This window comes from Kitasatospora purpeofusca, from assembly GCF_000718025.1.
GTDB lineage: Bacteria > Actinomycetota > Actinomycetes > Streptomycetales > Streptomycetaceae > Kitasatospora > Kitasatospora purpeofusca.
Genome location: NZ_JODS01000032.1, coordinates 99,621 through 115,433 on the forward strand (window position 1 = coordinate 99,621; position 15,813 = coordinate 115,433).

The 15,813-nt window shown below is 74.5% G+C and carries 10 protein-coding genes and 3 tRNA genes; 12 read left to right on the plus strand and 1 reads right to left on the minus strand.

Annotation, left to right across the window (positions count from 1 at the left end; translation table 11 throughout):
- Positions 1-31: 31 nt before the first annotated feature.
- From rsfS to IF01_RS0133860, 4 genes are all read left to right on the plus strand, one after another.
- Positions 32-502, plus strand: coding sequence for a ribosome silencing factor (rsfS, locus tag IF01_RS0133845; RefSeq protein ID WP_030397436.1), 471 nt, complete (start codon positions 32-34; stop codon positions 500-502).
- Complete coding sequence (locus IF01_RS0133850; RefSeq protein WP_030397437.1) at positions 499-1,146, plus strand: histidine phosphatase family protein; 648 nt, start codon at positions 499-501, stop codon at positions 1,144-1,146. The genes rsfS and IF01_RS0133850 overlap by 4 nt, the downstream gene beginning before the upstream one ends.
- 223 nt (positions 1,147-1,369) lie before the next feature.
- Positions 1,370-1,442 (plus strand) — tRNA-Ala (locus IF01_RS0133855).
- Between the two features lie 42 nt (positions 1,443-1,484).
- Positions 1,485-1,557: transfer RNA gene (locus IF01_RS0133860), tRNA-Ala, on the plus strand.
- 130 nt (positions 1,558-1,687) lie between these two features.
- On the opposite strand, the gene IF01_RS42745 is transcribed toward IF01_RS0133860, so the two are convergent.
- Positions 1,688-2,662 (minus strand): helix-turn-helix transcriptional regulator, encoded by a 975-nt coding sequence (locus tag IF01_RS42745; protein ID WP_063764368.1) that lies wholly within the window; start codon positions 2,660-2,662, stop codon positions 1,688-1,690.
- A gap of 102 nt (positions 2,663-2,764) precedes the next feature.
- On the opposite strand from IF01_RS42745, the gene IF01_RS0133870 reads away from it, so the two are divergent.
- The 8 genes from IF01_RS0133870 (at position 2,765) to IF01_RS0133905 (ending at position 15,369) form a co-directional block, all read left to right on the plus strand.
- Positions 2,765-4,270: an MFS transporter gene (locus IF01_RS0133870; RefSeq protein ID WP_051741446.1), complete on the plus strand. Its 1,506-nt coding sequence runs from the start codon at positions 2,765-2,767 to the stop codon at positions 4,268-4,270.
- 152 nt (positions 4,271-4,422) lie between these two features.
- Positions 4,423-4,495, plus strand: a tRNA-Ala gene (locus IF01_RS0133875).
- Positions 4,496-4,734: 239 nt separating this feature from the next.
- The gene (locus IF01_RS0133880) at positions 4,735-6,213 is read left to right on the plus strand and encodes an NsdA family TPR-like regulatory protein (protein ID WP_030397440.1); all 1,479 of its coding nucleotides are present in this window, start codon (positions 4,735-4,737) and stop codon (positions 6,211-6,213) included.
- A 280-nt stretch (positions 6,214-6,493) separates the two neighbouring features.
- Positions 6,494-9,388: a leucine--tRNA ligase gene (gene leuS / locus IF01_RS0133885; protein ID WP_030397441.1), complete on the plus strand. Its 2,895-nt coding sequence runs from the start codon at positions 6,494-6,496 to the stop codon at positions 9,386-9,388.
- 299 nt (positions 9,389-9,687) lie between these two features.
- The gene (locus IF01_RS0133890) at positions 9,688-10,488 is read left to right on the plus strand and encodes a hypothetical protein (RefSeq protein ID WP_030397442.1); all 801 of its coding nucleotides are present in this window, start codon (positions 9,688-9,690) and stop codon (positions 10,486-10,488) included.
- 51 nt (positions 10,489-10,539) lie between these two features.
- Positions 10,540-11,385, plus strand: coding sequence for a DegV family protein (locus IF01_RS0133895; RefSeq protein WP_030397443.1), 846 nt, complete (start codon positions 10,540-10,542; stop codon positions 11,383-11,385).
- A 209-nt stretch (positions 11,386-11,594) separates the two neighbouring features.
- On the plus strand, positions 11,595-12,623 hold the full coding sequence (locus IF01_RS50455) for a ComEA family DNA-binding protein (protein ID WP_244215714.1): 1,029 nt from the start codon (positions 11,595-11,597) through the stop codon (positions 12,621-12,623).
- Positions 12,624-12,690: 67 nt separating this feature from the next.
- Positions 12,691-15,369, plus strand: coding sequence for a ComEC/Rec2 family competence protein (locus IF01_RS0133905; RefSeq protein WP_063764369.1), 2,679 nt, complete (start codon positions 12,691-12,693; stop codon positions 15,367-15,369).
- Positions 15,370-15,813 lie beyond the last annotated feature (444 nt).

A 15,813-nucleotide genomic window follows, 5' to 3' on the forward strand; every position in this document is an offset into this window, starting at 1 on the left:
CGACCCCAAGCAGCCGAGCCGGAAGTACATCGTGACCGCCACTGAGCACAGCCAGGAACTCATCAACGTCGCCGCCCAGGCGGCGGCCGACAAGCTGGCCCACAACATCGTCGCGTTCGACGTCAGCGAGGTGCTGTCGATCACCGACGCCTTCCTGATCGCCTCCGCGAGCAACGACCGCCAGGTCCGTTCCATCGCCGAGGAGATCGAGGACCAGCTGCGCGAGAAGCTGGACATCAAGCCGGTGCGCCGCGAGGGCGAGCGCGAGGGCCGCTGGGTCCTGCTCGACTACCTCGACATCGTCGTGCACGTCCAGCACTCCGAGGAGCGCTCCTTCTACTCGCTGGACCGCCTCTGGAAGGACTGCCCCGAGCTGCCGCTGCCGGAGGACGCCATCGCCTCCCGCAACCGCCCGGACGCCCACACCGACGCGGCCGGCAACGCCCTGGCCCCGGCCGAGCAGGCCCCGGCGGACGACTTCGGCGCCGAGGACTACAGCTGAGCCGGGAGGCGCGAGGTCCGCGCATCGTCCTCTGGCGACACGGCCAGACCTCCTGGAACCTCGAATCGCGCTTCCAGGGCACCACGGACATCGAGCTGACCGAGGAGGGCGTGCTGCAGGCGCGGCGCGCCGCCCGGATGCTCTCCGGCCTGCGTCCGGACCTGCTGGTCTCCTCCGACCTCTCGCGGGCCCGCCGCACCGCCGACGAGCTGGCCGAGGTGACCGGCCTGGACGTGCAGCACCACGAGGGCCTGCGCGAGACCTATGCCGGTTCCTGGCAGGGGCTGACCAACGCGGAGATCCGCGCGCGCTTCCCGGGGGAGTTCGCGGCCTGGTCGCAGGGCGAACCCGTCCGGCGCGGCGGCGGCGAGCTCGCCACCGAGGTCGCGGACCGCGCGGTGCCGGTGGTGCTCGACGCGGTCGGCAAGCTGCCCGAGAACGGCACCCTGGTGGTGGTCAGCCACGGCGGCACCATCCGCACCGTGCTGGGGCGGATGCTCGGCCTGGAGCCGGAGCTGTGGGAGTGCTTCGGCGGGCTCTCGAACTGCTGCTGGTCCGTGCTGGGCCTCGGCACGCGGGGCTGGCGGCTGCTGGAGCACAACGCCGGCACCCTGCCGCAGCCGGTCATCGGCGACGACACCTGAGCGGTCCGGACACCGTCCGGACGGTGTCCGGGTGGTGCCCGGGCACGGTCGGGACGGTGTCCGGGCGATGTCCGCGGCGGTGTGCCCGGTGAGGGCGCGGAACGGGTGCGGAGCGGGGCCGGGAAGGGCGGATTTCGCAGTTCCGGGTCCGACCGGTTAGAGTTTTCCTCGTTCGCACGGAGGGAACGCGGCCCGGAAGGGAAGCGGGAGATCCGGACGACGAGGGGCTGTAGCTCAGTTGGTAGAGCGCTTGCATGGCATGCAAGAGGTCCGGGGTTCAATTCCCCGTAGCTCCACTCCGCACCCGGAGTGTTCCCTCAGGAGACTTTGTGTGTCGCGGGGCTGTAGCTCAGTTGGTAGAGCGCTTGCATGGCATGCAAGAGGTCCGGGGTTCAATTCCCCGTAGCTCCACAGACGAACGGAAGGCCGTCACCCTCGGGTGGCGGCCTTCGGTCGTTCCCGGGGCGGTCGCGGCCGGTGGGTTCGGTTCAGGTGGCGGGCTCTGTTGAGCTGGTGGGCTCTGTTCAGGTAGGGGCCCGGCTCAGCCGACCGGCCCGGTGAACCGGTGGCCGCACGGGGCGGTCCAGCCGCCCGGAGGCAGCGTCGACAGCCGCTCGGCCCGGGCACGGTCCTCGGGCCCGTCCGGCGTGTAGACCGCCACGTACGCCTCCGGCACCCCCGGGATCGTCAGGTACGTCGCGTTCAGCCGCATCACCCCCACCTGCGGATGCCGGAACACCTTCAGCGCCGTCCGCCGCGTCGACACCTCCTGCCGGGCCCACAGCTCCCGGAACTCGGCGCTCGCCCGCAGCAGCGACCGCACGTACTCCTCCCAGAGCGGCTCCCCGACGTGCTTGCCGTACGCGCCGCGCAGCACCGCGACCATCTGCGGCAGCTGCTCGGCCCGGTTCAGGAAGGGATTGCAGCACTCCGGGCTGGTGACCGTGCACCAGAGGCTGTTGAACCAGCCGTCGCCCGTGCGGGGCCGACTCGTGGCGAACAGCGCCTCGTAGGCGGTGTTCCAGGCCAGGACGTCGAACCGGCTGTTGGAGACGGCGGCCGGCAGGGGTGCCAGCGCGTCCAGGATCACCTGGGTCGACGGGTCCAGCACCGGCGGGTCCGGGTGCGCCGACGGGCGGACCGCCACCCCGGCCAGCCGGAACAGGTGCTCGCGCCCGGTCGCGTCCAGCAGCAGCACCCTGGCCACCGCCGTCAGCACCTGCGCGCTGGCGTTGATCGGACGTCCCTGTTCCAACCACGTGTACCAAGTAACCCCGACGCCGGCGAGCTGGGCGACCTCCTCGCGGCGCAGCCCCGGGGTGCGGCGGCGCAGGCCGGGCGGCAGGCCGACGTCCTCGGGGGAGACCCGGGCGCGGCAGGCGCGCAGGTACTCGGCCAGCTCGGTGCGGCGCCGGTCGCGTCCGGTGCGGCCTTCGTGCCGGGCGGCGCGGGTGGCGGGGGCTTTGGGGACGACGGGGGCGGGCTCGACGGTGCCGGGGGTGTCCACGACGGTCATACCCGCCATGGTGCCGCAGCCCGGTGGGGCGCAACAGGTGCTGCCAGTACCAGGATCCGCAGGCTCTAACCACTGGTACCAGGATCCGGCGAGGCTCGGTCCATGACCGATCTCCAGACCCGACGCGGCCCGGTCCGGACCGCCCCGCCGACCGGCGCGGCCGGTGCAGGGACCGGCACGGCCGCTGCCGCCAGGCCCGGACCGCTGCTCGCGCTCGTCCTCGGCGGCCAGTTCATGGCCGTGCTCGACACCGCCATCGTCAACGTCGCCGTGCCGACCATCCGCACCGACCTGCACGCCTCCGGCGCGGCCCTCCAGTTCGTGGTGGCCGGCTACACCATCGCCTACGCCGTGCTGCTCATCACCGGCGCCCGGCTCGGTGCCCGGTACGGCTACAGCCGGCTCTTCCAGTCCGGCCTGGCCGCCTTCACCGCCGCCTCGCTGGCCTGCGGGCTCGCCCCCGCCACCGGCTGGCTGATCGGCTTCCGGCTGCTCCAGGGCGCCGGGGCGGCCCTGATGGTCCCCCAGGTGATGAGCATCATCCAGCGGACCTTCACCGGCCGGGCCCGGCTCCGGGCCCTGGGCCTCTACTCTGCCGTGCTCGCCGGTGGAATCGCCGCCGGCCAGGTGCTCGGCGGCCTGCTGGTCAGCGCGGACCTGTTCGGCTCCGGCTGGCGCCCGGTCTTCCTGGTGAACCTGCCGATCGGCCTGGTGCTGCTCGCCGCCGGGGCCCGGCTGCTGCCCGACCTGCCCGGTGACCGGGAGCGCGGCTTCGACCTGCCCGGCCTGCTGGTGCTCGGTGCCGCCCTCGGGCTGCTGGTGGTCCCGCTGGTGCTCGGCCACGAGCTCGGCTGGCCGCTCTGGGGCTGGGCCATGCTCGGCGCGAGCGCGCTGATGTTCGCCCTGTTCGCGGTCGTCGAGCGGCGGATCGCGCGGCGCGGCGGACAGCCGCTGATCAACGGACGCGTCCTCGGAGCGGCCGGTCTGCTGCCGGCCGTCGGCGCGGTGTTCCTGATCATGCTGGCCTTCGCGGGCTTCATGTTCTCCTTCGCCCTGCACCAGCAGACCGGGCTCGGGCAGAGCGCCCTGCGGGCCGGGCTCTGCTCCGCCCCGATCGCGGTCGGCTTCGGCGTCGCCAGCCTGTACTGGCAGCGGCTGCCCCGGCGCCTGCACGGCGTCCTGCCGCCGCTCGGCACCGGACTGCTCGCCGTCGGCTACCTGGTGCTCGGCCGGATGCTGGGCGACGGGTCCGGGGTCGGCGCGGCGCCGCTGCTGCTGACCGCCGTCCTCGGGCTGCTCGCGGGCTTCGCCTACGCGCCGCTGTTCGGCCGGGCGCTCGCCCGGGTGGCGCCCGCCGACGCGGCGGACGCCAGCGGGCTGGTGGTCACCGCCGTCCAGCTCGGCCAGGTGGTCGGGATCGCGCTGCTCGGCTCGGTGTTCCTCGGCGCGGTCCACCTGCCGGTGTCCGCCCGGGGGTCGGGGCACGCGCTGCTGGTGACCACGGTCGCGATCGGCGGGGTCGTCGCGCTCGCCGCCGGCTTCGCCGCCCGGGCGGGGCGGGCGGACAGGCGGGAGGGGCGTCGGGAGGAGCATCGGGAGGAGGGTTAGGGCGGGCGTCCGTGCGGGGATCGGGCCGCGGTCGCGCCGGCGTCCGCGCGGGCCCTGCGGGAACGGATTCGTGGAGCACCCCCCGGACCGTGTAAAGTAAGTGATGTCGCCGAGGGAAACGGAACGAAACCCCCGGTGACATCGCAGGTCGAGGGGCTGTAGCTCAGTTGGTAGAGCGCTTGCATGGCATGCAAGAGGTCCGGGGTTCAATTCCCCGTAGCTCCACAGGAATCGAAGGCCGTCTCCCGGAAACGGGGGGCGGCCTTCGGCGTTCCCGGGGCACAGTCGAGGTCTCGGGGCTTCGGGGCTTCGGGGCCTCGGGGCCGGTTCGACGTCGGCGAACCGGTGCGCGGCCGGTGCGGCGGCCCGGGCGCGGCCGTGCGGCGGCCGGTGCACGACCGTGCGGCGACCGGTTTCGGTGACCCCCCGACGACGGCCCCCGGCGGACCGCTACCGTCGGAGCCATGGCCGATCTGGAGCGCAGGCGCAACGAGGAACTGGCCCGGATACTCCACCAGCTCGGCTGGAGCCCGGAGCGGCTCGCCCGCGAGCTCAACCTCACCCTCCCGGCCCGGCTCGCGATCAGCTCCACCGCCCCCTACAAGTGGCGGGACCGGGGCATGGTCCCGCGCAGCCCCCACGACCAGGCCGTCTGCGAGGTGTTCAGCCGCACCCTCGGCATCGCCGTCACCTACGAGCAGCTCTGGGGCCGGATGGGCGGCCACCGCGGCGCCAAGATCCTCTCCCCGCGCCTGCTGACCGACCCGTGGACGGCCGACACCGCCCAGACCGCGCTGCGCGAGACCGCCGCCGACGCCGGGCCCGTCCGCCTCACCGACCTCTTCCGGGGCGCCGACCTCGCCGAGGCCGCCCGTCGGCTCACCACCCCGCCCCCGGCCCTCGGTGGCGACGGCGCGCTGCGCGTCGACCCCGCGCTGGTCGGCGAGCTCGCGGCCTCCCACCGCAGCAAGCAGCGGCTGGAACGGTCCTGCGGCGGCGGACTCGTCCTCGGCCCCGCCCGCGCCGAACTGGCCATGGTCACCAAGCTGTTGGAGCTCGGAGCCTACGACGAGCCGCTCGGCCGGGCGCTGTACGGCGCGGCCGGCCGGCTCGCCCGCCTCGCCGCCTGGGCCGCGTACGACCTCGGCCACGACGCCACCGCCCAGCGGGCGTTCGCGGCGGCGCTGCGCGCCGCCCACCTCAGCGGTGAGCGGCGGGCCGGGGTGGCCGTGCTCGGCGGCCTCGTCGTGCTGGCCACCGGGAGCGCGGGCGGGCGGGGGCTGGACGCGGTCACGGTGCTGGCGGAGGCGGTCGCGGCGGCCGGCGACGCGCTCGGCCCGGCCGACCGGGCGCTGCAGCTCGGCCGGATCGCCCGCGCGCACGGACGGCGCGGGGACGCCGCCGGGCTGGCGGAGGCGGCGGAGCGGGCGTTCGCGGAGCTGGACGGGGAGGTTCACGGGGCCGTCGGCGGGGAGGCGCGGGCTGACCTTGCCGGGATGGTGGGGGAGGGGCACCTGTTCCTCGGCGAGCACCGGCGGGCCCAGGAACTGCTGATCGAGGCGGTGGCGGCGCTCGGCCCGGGGCGGGCCAGGGCGCGGGCGCTGCTGATGGTGCGGCTGGCCGAGTCGCAGCGGCTGGCCGGTGCCGCCGCCGAGGCGGTGCGGACGGCGGACCGGGCGCGGGCGCTCGCCGCCGGGATGCAGTCGGAGCGGGTGGCGCGGGCGCTGCGCGGGATCGACGCGGCGTTCCGCTCGGCAGAATCGGCAGAATCGGCGGAGTCGGCGGAGTGGGCGGAGTCGGCGGTGCCCGGGTCGTCGGTGTGGCTGTCGGTGCCGGGGGAGTCGGGGTCGGGGTCGGGGGAGCCGGGGGCGGCGGTGGTCGTGGCGACGGTCGCCGGGCCGGGCGGTGCCGCGGTGGAGGTGCCGGCGGGGACCGGCGCCTGACGGGCGCGCCCGTGGTCTCCCCCGGAGGCGCCCGACCCCTTGCGGTACCCTGAGCCCATGCGAACCGCGCGCCTGCTCCTTAGTCGGCCGCGCTGACCAGGACCGGCCACGCCCCAGGGCGGAGCCGGAGTCGGCGTGGCACCCCCTCCTGCGAGGGGCTTTTTTGTTTTCCGCCCGGCTCACCGCCCGGCACCGTCCGGGCCCCGGTCCGGACACCCCGCCAACGTCGCCGGCCCTGAACGCCGGTTCGCCAACTGACATCGATGGAGCTTTAAGGACCATGAGCGAGACGACCCCTGCGTCCGGCGCGGCCGACACCGCGACCGCGCCGTTCCGGTACAGCGCCGCCCTGGCGGCGGAGATCGAGTCCCGCTGGCAGGACATCTGGGAGAAGGAGGGCACGTTCCACGCCCCCAACCCGGCCGGCGACCTGGCCGATCCCGCCGCCGCCGACGTCGCCGCGAAGCCGCACAGCTTCATCATGGACATGTTCCCGTACCCGTCGGGTGCGGGCCTGCACGTCGGCCACCCGCTGGGCTACATCGCCACCGACGTGTTCGCCCGCTACCAGCGGATGAACGGCTACAACGTGCTGCACACCCTGGGCTACGACTCGTTCGGCCTGCCCGCCGAGCAGTACGCCGTGCAGACCGGCACCCACCCGCGGGTGTCCACCGAGGCGAACATCGCCAACATGCGCCACCAGCTGCGCCGGCTGGGCCTGGGCCACGACCCGCGCCGCTCGATCGCCACGATCGACCCGGAGTACTACCGCTGGACGCAGTGGATCTTCCTGCAGATCTTCAACTCCTGGTACGACGAGCAGGCCCACCGGGCCCGCCCGATCTCCGAGCTGGTCGCCGCCTTCGCGGACGGCACCCGCGAGGTCCCCGGCGGCCGCGACTGGGCCGCGCTGAGCGGCGCCGAGCGCGAAGAGGTGCTGGGCGACTACCGGCTGGCCTACGCCAAGGAGGTGCCGGTCAACTGGTGCCCCGGCCTGGGCACCGTGCTGTCCAACGAGGAGGTCACCGCCGACGGTCGCTCCGAGCGCGGCAACTTCCCCGTCTTCAAGTCCAACCTGCGCCAGTGGATGATGCGGATCACCGCCTACTCCGACCGGCTGATCTCCGACCTGGACCTGCTGGACTGGCCCGAGGCGATCAAGCTGCAGCAGCGCAACTGGATCGGCCGCTCCGAGGGCGCCCGGGTCGACTTCGCCGTCGGCGAGCGGAAGATCACCGTCTTCACCACCCGCCCCGACACCCTGTTCGGCGCCACCTACATGGTGCTGGCGCCCGAGCACGACCTGGTCGACACCGTCGTGCCCGCCGCCTGGCCCGAGGGCACCCCCGAGGCCTGGACCGGTGGCGCCGCCACCCCCGCCGAGGCCGTCACCGCCTACCGCGCCGCCGCGGCCGCCAAGTCCGACGTCGAGCGCCAGGTCGAGGCCAAGGTCAAGACCGGCGTCTTCACCGGCGCCCACGCCGTCAACCCCGTCAGCGGCGAGCCCGTCCCGGTCTTCATCGCCGACTACGTGCTGATGGGCTACGGCACCGGCGCCATCATGGCCGTCCCCGCCCACGACCACCGCGACTTCGCCTTCGCGCGCGCCTTCGAACTGCCGATGCGCTGCGTCGTCGAGCCCACCGACGGGCGCGGCGAGGACCCGGCCGGCTGGGACGACGCCTTCGACACCTACGACTCCGTCATCGTCAACTCGGCCCACACCGAGGGCACCGAGGACGGCATCTCGCTGAACGGCCTGGGCGTCGTCGAGGCCAAGGCCGCCGTCACCACCTGGCTGACCGCCCGCGGCATCGGCGAGGGCACCGTCAACTACCGCCTGCGCGACTGGCTGTTCAGCCGCCAGCGGTACTGGGGCGAGCCCTTCCCGATCGTCTACGACGAGGACGGCGTCATGCACGCGCTGCCCGAGTCGATGCTGCCCGTCGAGGTCCCGCAGGTCGACGACTACTCGCCGCACACCTACGACCCGTTCGACTCCACCTCCACGCCGAAGACCCCGCTGTCCCGCAACGAGGACTGGGTCAACGTCGAACTGGACCTGGGCGACGGCGTGAAGACGTACTGCCGCGAGACCAACACCATGCCCAACTGGGCCGGCTCCTGCTGGTACGAGCTGCGCTACATCGACCCGTCCAACCGCGAGCAGGTCGTCGACCCCGCCAACGAGCAGTACTGGCTGGGCCCCACCGAGCAGAAGCCGGGCGGCGGCGCCGACCTGTACGTCGGCGGTGCCGAGCACGCCGTCCTGCACCTGCTGTACGCCCGCTTCTGGCACAAGGTGCTGCACGACCTGGGGCACGTCTCCTCCGTCGAGCCGTTCCACAAGCTGTTCAACCAGGGCATGATCACCGCCGACGTCTACCGCGACGAGCGCGGCTTCCCGGTGCCCGCCGCCGAGATCGAGGAGCGCGACGGCCAGTACTTCTGGCAGGGCGAGCCGGTCAAGCGCGAGGCCGGCAAGATGGGCAAGTCCCTGAAGAACGCCGTCGCCCCCGACGAGATCGCCGACGAGTACGGTGCCGACACGCTGCGCCTGTACGAGATGTCGATGGGCCCGCTGGACGTCTCCCGCCCGTGGGACACCCGCGCCGTCGTCGGCTCCTACCGCTTCCTGCAGCGGCTGTGGCGCAACATCGTCTCCGAGACCAGCGGCGAACTGGTCGTGACGGACGAGGAGCCGGACGAGGCGACGCTGCGCGCCCTGCACAAGGCCGTCGACGGCGTCCGCGCCGACATGGCCGGGCTGCGCTTCAACACCGCGGTGGCCAAGGCGATCGAGCTGAACAACTACCTGGTCAAGCGCGGCTCCACGCCGCGTTCGGTGGCCGAGCAGGTGGTGCTGATGGTCGCGCCGCTGGCCCCGCACATCGCCGAGGAGCTGTGGCGCCGACTGGGTCACGGCGACTCGCTGGCGCACACCGACTACCCGGTGGCCGACCCGGCGTACGTCGTCGACGAGTCGGTGACCTGCGTCGTCCAGATCAAGGGCAAGGTCAAGGCCCGGCTGGAGGTCGCGCCGTCGATCTCGGACGCCGAGCTGGAGGCGCTGGCGCTGGCCGACCCGGCGGTCGTCGCGGCGATCGGCGGGGCCGAGGTGCGCAAGGTGATCGCGCGGGCGCCGAAGCTGGTCAACATCGTCACCGGCTGAGGTTGAGGCTGAGGCTGATCTGTTCGGTGGGGCGGGCGTTCCTTCGGGGGCGCCCGCCCTGCGGCGTTCCGGGGGGCTCCGGGGGGTTCGGGCTTTATCCGGGGGGCTCCGGGGTCTCCGAGGTGCGGTGGACGTCGGGGTTCCCCCCGATGCGTCCCTGAACCTTTCCCTGAACTCGGGCCCGGCACCCCTGAACGGTGGCCCGCCCGGCCGCTCCCGGGGCTACGGTGGAACCCTCGGTGGGCCGGCCCGCGTTGGGCCCGGTGGGGGCCGGTTCGGCTGGCGGAAGGCGGCGTGTGATGGAGATTCTCGGGGTACTGCTCGGAGTCGCCCTGCTCCTCGGGCTCGGGGTGGTGGTGCTCGTCGTCATCGGCCTGATCAAGGCGGCCCGGGCGGTCGGCGAGAAGGTGGAACGCCAGGAGGCCAAGGCCCGACGGGCGGTGGAGAACGTCACGCTCAAGGCGAAGTCCTACACCCAGACCGGTCCGCAGGGGCAGATCTCCGCCGTCCGCCTGGGACTGCGGACCTCGCTGGACGGCACCCGGCGGGTCCTGGAGGGCTCCGTCGGCCAGGACGGCCAGCTCGGCGAGGCGCTCGCGCTGCTGGGCCGGCTGGACGCCCACGCGACGGAGCTGGACGGCGAGCTGCGGATGCTGGAGCGCGAACCGGACGCCGGGCGGGTCGCGGCGAAGCTGCCCGAGCTGCGGGAGCGGGCGGAGCGGATCACGCACTCGGCGGAGACCATGCGATGGGCGGCGCAGGACCGGATGCACCGGTTCGCGGCCGACGAGCTGGGGCGGCTGAGCCGGGAGTGCGAGGACGAGGCGGGGGCGCTGCGGCACTGGGACAGCGTGCCGGGGGCTGCGGGTGCGGGTGCTTCGGCCTCGGCTTCCGGGGACTCGGGTGGGTCCGGCGCCGGTGTCGGTGCGGCGGGTGCTGGTACGGCGGGTGCGGCGCGGGAGACCGGTGGCACCCGGCGCGGGCTCACGGACGGACGGGGCGGACGGCCCAGCGCCGAGGAGCTCCTCGGCCTCGCCGACCCGGTGGCCAAGCTGGCGCAGCGGCTGCGCAAGCCCACCACCGGCCCCTCGGCCGGCTGAGCGGCCTCCGGATGCTGCCGACCGGCCCGAGCTGGGAGTAACCTCCGCCTCATGCCCGCCGACCTCGCCCTTGTCACCGACTCCACCGCCTACCTGCCCCAGCAGGCCGTCGACCGGCACCGGATCACCATCGTCCCGCTGAGCGTCGCGGTCGGCGACGAGGTGCGCGCTGAGGGCGTCGAGATCTCCCCGAAGGACGTGGCCGAGGCACTGCGCGGCAAGCACCGGGTGACCACCTCGCGACCCAACCCGGAGGCCTTCGGCGCCGCCTACCGGGCGGCGGCCGAGAGCGGCGCGCGCGGCATCGTCTCGGTCCACATCTCCGGTGAGCTGTCCGGGACGGTGGCGGCAGCCCGGCTGGCGGCCGCCGAGTCCCCCGTCCCGGTGCGGGTGGTGGACAGCCGACTGGTCGGCATGGCGCTCGGGTACGGGGTGCTGGCGGCGGCCGAGGCGATCGAGGCCGGACAGCAGCTCGACGAGGCGGCGGCCGCCGTGGTGCGCCGGACCACCGGGACCAGCGGCTTCTTCTACGTCGACACCCTGGAGTACCTGCGCCGGGGCGGGCGGATCGGCGCCGCGCGGGCGCTGCTGGGCTCGGCGCTGGCGGTGAAGCCGCTGCTGCACCTCGCCGGGGGGCGGATCGAGCCGCTGGAGAAGGTGCGCACGGCGTCCCGGGCGATCGCCCGGCTGGAGGAGATCGCGGTCGAGCGGGCGGGGGAGGGGGAGGTCGACATCGCCGTCCACCACCTGGCGGCGGAGGACCGGGCCGAGCCCCTGGCGGAGCGGCTGCGGGGGCGGATCCCGGGGCTGCGCGAACTGTATGTTGCCGAGGTGGGCGCGGTGATCGGCGCGCATGTCGGGCCGGGGCTGCTGGCGGTGGTGGTCTCACCCCGGTGAGGCCTGCCCGGGTCGTTTTCCGGGACCTTTTGTCGGCGGGGAGCTGCGGACCGGACTCCGGGCACAGGGTGGCTGCGGTGGCCCGAACGTCAATGCCGGCAGGCCCTGCTCACTCCTGAGGGTGTGCTCGGTTGTCCACAACCCCCGGGTTTTCCACAGGAATTCCGTAAATTCTGCGCGCTGTTCGGCCGGTTCCTACCGTGCTCCGCATGACGAACCTGCGCATCGGCGCACGCAAGCGCCACGAGATCCGTCGAGCCCACGAGACCGCCCGTCTGCGGATGGCGGCCCTGCTGCCGGGGGCGGCCGACCTGCCGGACACCGAGCCCTCGGTGTACACGGCGTCCCCGCCGGGCCGGGGCGACGGCGGCCCGCGCGGCGGTGCCGTCGAGGGTCCGTCGGAGGGCGCGACGGGCGTACCGGCCGACGGTGGTGTTGCCAAGGGCGTATCGCTGGGGCCCGGGCACGAGGGCGGTGAACCGGTGCTCCCGGACCCGGTGGTGGGCGCGGTGGGCGAGGTGCCGCCGGGTTCACCATTGACGTCGGGTTCGCCGTTGACGTCGGGTTCGCCGTTGACGCCGGGGCATCCGTTGATGCTCGAACGCCGGGCGGCGGTCGGCCTGCTCGTCCTCCTGCTGCTCGCCGTCGGCTACGGAGTCCAGCACTTCTGGCTCGCGCGGCCGCAACCGGTCGAGGTGCCGACGGTCGCCGTCGGTTCAGTGGCGCCGACCGGGACCCCGGGCGCGGGCCTGCCAGGTGACGGACCCGGGCCTCCGGGAGGCGGCTCCGGCGGCGGGGCTCCTGCCGTCGTGGTGGTCGACATCGGTGGCCGGGTCGCCACCCCGGGAGTCCACGCCCTGCCGAACGGCTCCAGAGTGGCGGACGCGTTGCGGGTGGCGGGCGGACCGCTGCCGGGGACGGACACCAGGAACCTCAACCTGGCCCGCGTCCTGGCGGACGGCGAACAGATCCTCGTCGGCGAGCCCAACCCCCAGCCGGCTGCGGGAGCGGGCCCGGGACCGCCCCCGGCAGGTCCGTCGAAGCAGCCGGTCAGCCTGAATCGCGCGACCCTCGAACAGCTCGACACGCTCCCCGGCGTCGGCCCGACCCTCGCCCAGCGCATCATCGCCTTCCGTGCCTCCCACGGCGGTGCCTTCCGTTCACTCGACCAGCTCCGCCAGGTGAGCGGCGTGGGCGAGCGCATCTACGCGGAACTGCGGCCGCTGCTCACCCTCTGACGGGCCGTTCGCCACTTCGCTCCTTCCGACGAAAGGAGGTGCTGTCATCGCCACCGTCCACGCCCCCGTGCCCGGCACGGCGCCGGCCACCGGCCCCTCCACCGGACCACGACCGGGTGACCTTCGACTGCTGCTGCCCGCCGGGGCCGCCTGGGCGGTGACGGCCGGCGTCCTCGGGCCGGGGTCCGGCCACGGCGCTGCCCTCGCGGTGGCGGCGGGCGCGGCGGCACTGCTCGGGCTGCTCCTCCTCGGCCTCGGGATCCGGGCGCTCACCGGTCCGGCCGGGGGTCGCTCGGCCGCCGTGACCGCGGCGGTCGTCCTGCTCACAGCGGCCGCCGCCGCAGCCTCCACCCTCCTGCACACCGCCGATCTGCGTCGGGGGCCGCTGCCCGAACTGGCCCGGACGGCCGGCCCGGCCCCGGAGGTGGGTGTCGACCTCACCGTCACCGGGGACCCGCGGGTCCGGGTGTCCCGCGGCGGAGGGTCCGGCGCCGGGCAGAGCCTGCTCACCGTGGAGGCGGTCGTGGACCGCGTCACCGTCCCCGCTGGCCTGCTGCCGGGCGAGCCGGGGCCGCACACCGTCCGGACCCGCACACCCGTCACCGTCCTGGTGCGCGGCGAGGACGTGGCCGCCTGGGAGCCCCTGCTGCCGTCGGCCCGGCTGGTGGCCGAGGTGACCGTCCGGCCACCGGGGGAGGGCGACCACGAGTCTGCGGCACTGCTGATCGCGCACGGCGAGCCCCGGGCGTCGGCGCCACCGAGCCTCCCGCAGCGGATCGCCGGGCGGCTCCGGGCGGGCCTGCGCTCGGCCACCGACGGCCTGCCGCCGGACGAGCGCGGACTGCTCCCGGGCCTTGTCGTGGGAGACACCTCCCGGCTGCCGGACGACCTCCGGGAGGCCTTCCGGGACACCGACCTGGCCCACCTGGTGGCGGTCAGCGGGGCCAACCTCGCGATCGTGCTGGGGGTGCTGCTCGGGGCCCCGGGGCGTGCCGGGACTGCCGAGCGGAGCGGACTCGCCGCTCTGCTCGGGATCCCGCTGCGAACCACGGCGCTGGTGGGGGCGGCCGTCACACTGGCCTTCGTCACGATCTGCCGCCCCGAGCCCAGCGTGCTCAGAGCGGCGGGCACCGGGCTGATCGGACTGCTGGCGCTGGCCACCGGCCGTCCGCGCCGGGCGGTTCCGGCGCTCGCCGGCACGGCGCTGCTGCTGATCCTCCTCGACCCGTATCTGGCGCGTTCCTTCGGATTCCTGCTGTCGGTGCTCGCCACGGCCGGGCTGCTGGTGCTCGGCCCGCGTTGGGCGGACGCCCTCCGGGCTCGGGGCTGGCCGCGGCACCTCGCGGGCGCGGTCGGTGCGACGGCCGCGGCCCAGGCGCTCTGCGCGCCGGTGACGGTGCTCCTCTCCGGACACGTCAGTCTCGTCGGGATCCCGTGCAATCTGCTGGCCGAGCTGGCGGTGGCGCCAGCGACCCTGCTCGGCTTCGCGGTCCTGATCGCCGACCCGGTCTCTCCGGCGCTGGCCCGGATCCTCGCCGAGCCCGCCGCGGTGCCGACGGGCTGGCTGGCCGCCGTGGCCAGGCACGGCGCCGAGCTCCCGGGCGGCCGACTGTCCTGGCCGGGCGGATGGTTCGGCCCGGTGAGCCTCGCCGTCGGCACGGCCGCACTGTGCTGGACGGTTCCGTTGCTGCTGCCCGGGCGCTCCGCCGGGCCCCGCCGATGGCGCTCCCCGGGCGGCTGGATCCGCCCGGCGGTGACGGGAGCACTGCTGCTGGTCCTGCTGGCGGTGCTGCTGCGGCCGCCGCCGCTGGCCCGGATCGCGACCGGCTGGCCGCCGCCCGACTGGCGGCTGGTCATGTGCGACGTGGGGCAGGGCGACATGGTGGTGCTGCCGGTGCCGCCCGAGGGCGGAGGGCCGCCGGACAGCGCGGTGGTGGTGGACGCGGGGCCGGATCCGCAGGAGGCCGACCGCTGTCTGCGTGATCTCGGGATCGACCGGGTGCCGCTCGTCCTGGCGACACATTTCCACGCGGATCACGTCGAGGGGCTGCCGGGGGTGTTGCGCGGCCGGAGGGTCGGGGCGGTGGAGGGCACGGCGGTGGACGATCCGCCGGGCGAGGCCGCCCGGGTGGCGGAGTGGGCGGCGCGGGCCGGGGTTCCGCTGGTGCGGGCCGCTCCTGGTGAGCGGCGGTCGGCGGGGCCGGGGGTCTCGTGGGAGGTGCTGTGGCCGGACGGAGAGGAGTCCTCGGTGGTGTCAGGTCCGAACAACGCGAGTGTCGTGCTGAGGGTGGCGGTGGCGGGAGGTCTGCGTTTCGCCCTGTTGGGCGACCTGGAGCCGCCGGCCCAGGAAGTGTTGCTGAGTCGGCTGAGGGCGGCCGGGACGGAGAACGAGGTGGACGTGCTGAAGGTGGCGCATCATGGCTCGGCCTATCAGGACTGGTCGCTGACTGCGGAGTTGAGCCCCCGGCTGGCTCTGATCTCCTGTGGTGAGGGCAACCCGTACGGCCATCCGTCGCCGCGGACGGTGGACCGGCTGAGGGCTCTGGGAGCCACGGTGCTGCGTACGGACCGGGTGGGTGACATCGCGGTGACCGGTACCGGTCCGGGTGACCTCGGCGCGTCCGTCCACCCGCACGGGGAGCGCCCCGGCCACGGCCGGTCCGGGCCCCGCTCTGCCCGGACGGCAGCGTCCGGCACCGCGTTGGCGGCGCGCGGGGGCCACGGCCCCCGCGCGCCGCCCGGGTGATCCCCACCACCGCCTTCCTCCCCGACCCCGAGAGTGGGGGTGGGAAATTGGGGGTTGGGGTTGGGGAGGAGGGGCGGGGCGGGCCCGGCAGAAACGATTCTTCTCGCCGGGCCCGAGCGGCGCGCTCGGGCCCGGCGAGGACAGGCAGCCGGAGCGGGAGCGGCAGGTGTGGCCTGGGTGAAGGCGGGGTCGAGGCCGGGGAAGGGCATGCCGTTGCGCTCCGGGCCGGCCCGGAGCGCAACGGGGAGCGATGAACCGGAGCGCGCCCGACGAACCGGAACCACCCAGCACCCCGCGTGGGAAGTCGGCCCGTCCGACTTCCCACGCACCCCTGCACGAGGGGGCGGGATGCTCCTATAGACGTCAAGCCGCAGGAGCGAGGTCGGTTTGAGCGATTTGTTCGGCTGGTGCTGCAGTCAGCGCGCGGTAGATCTCGCGGGCGAC

Coding starts and splice junctions, on each gene's coding strand:
- IF01_RS42745 (WP_063764368.1), bottom strand. CDS start 2,662: ATGACCGTCGTGGACACCCCCGGCACCGTCGAGCCCGCCCCCGTCGTC.
- IF01_RS0133890 (WP_030397442.1), top strand. CDS start 9,688: ATGGAGATTCTCGGGGTACTGCTCGGAGTCGCCCTGCTCCTCGGGCTC.
- IF01_RS0133895 (WP_030397443.1), top strand. CDS start 10,540: ATGCCCGCCGACCTCGCCCTTGTCACCGACTCCACCGCCTACCTGCCC.
- leuS (WP_030397441.1), top strand. CDS start 6,494: ATGAGCGAGACGACCCCTGCGTCCGGCGCGGCCGACACCGCGACCGCG.
- IF01_RS0133880 (WP_030397440.1), top strand. CDS start 4,735: ATGGCCGATCTGGAGCGCAGGCGCAACGAGGAACTGGCCCGGATACTC.
- IF01_RS50455 (WP_244215714.1), top strand. CDS start 11,595: ATGACGAACCTGCGCATCGGCGCACGCAAGCGCCACGAGATCCGTCGA.
- IF01_RS0133870 (WP_051741446.1), top strand. CDS start 2,765: ATGACCGATCTCCAGACCCGACGCGGCCCGGTCCGGACCGCCCCGCCG.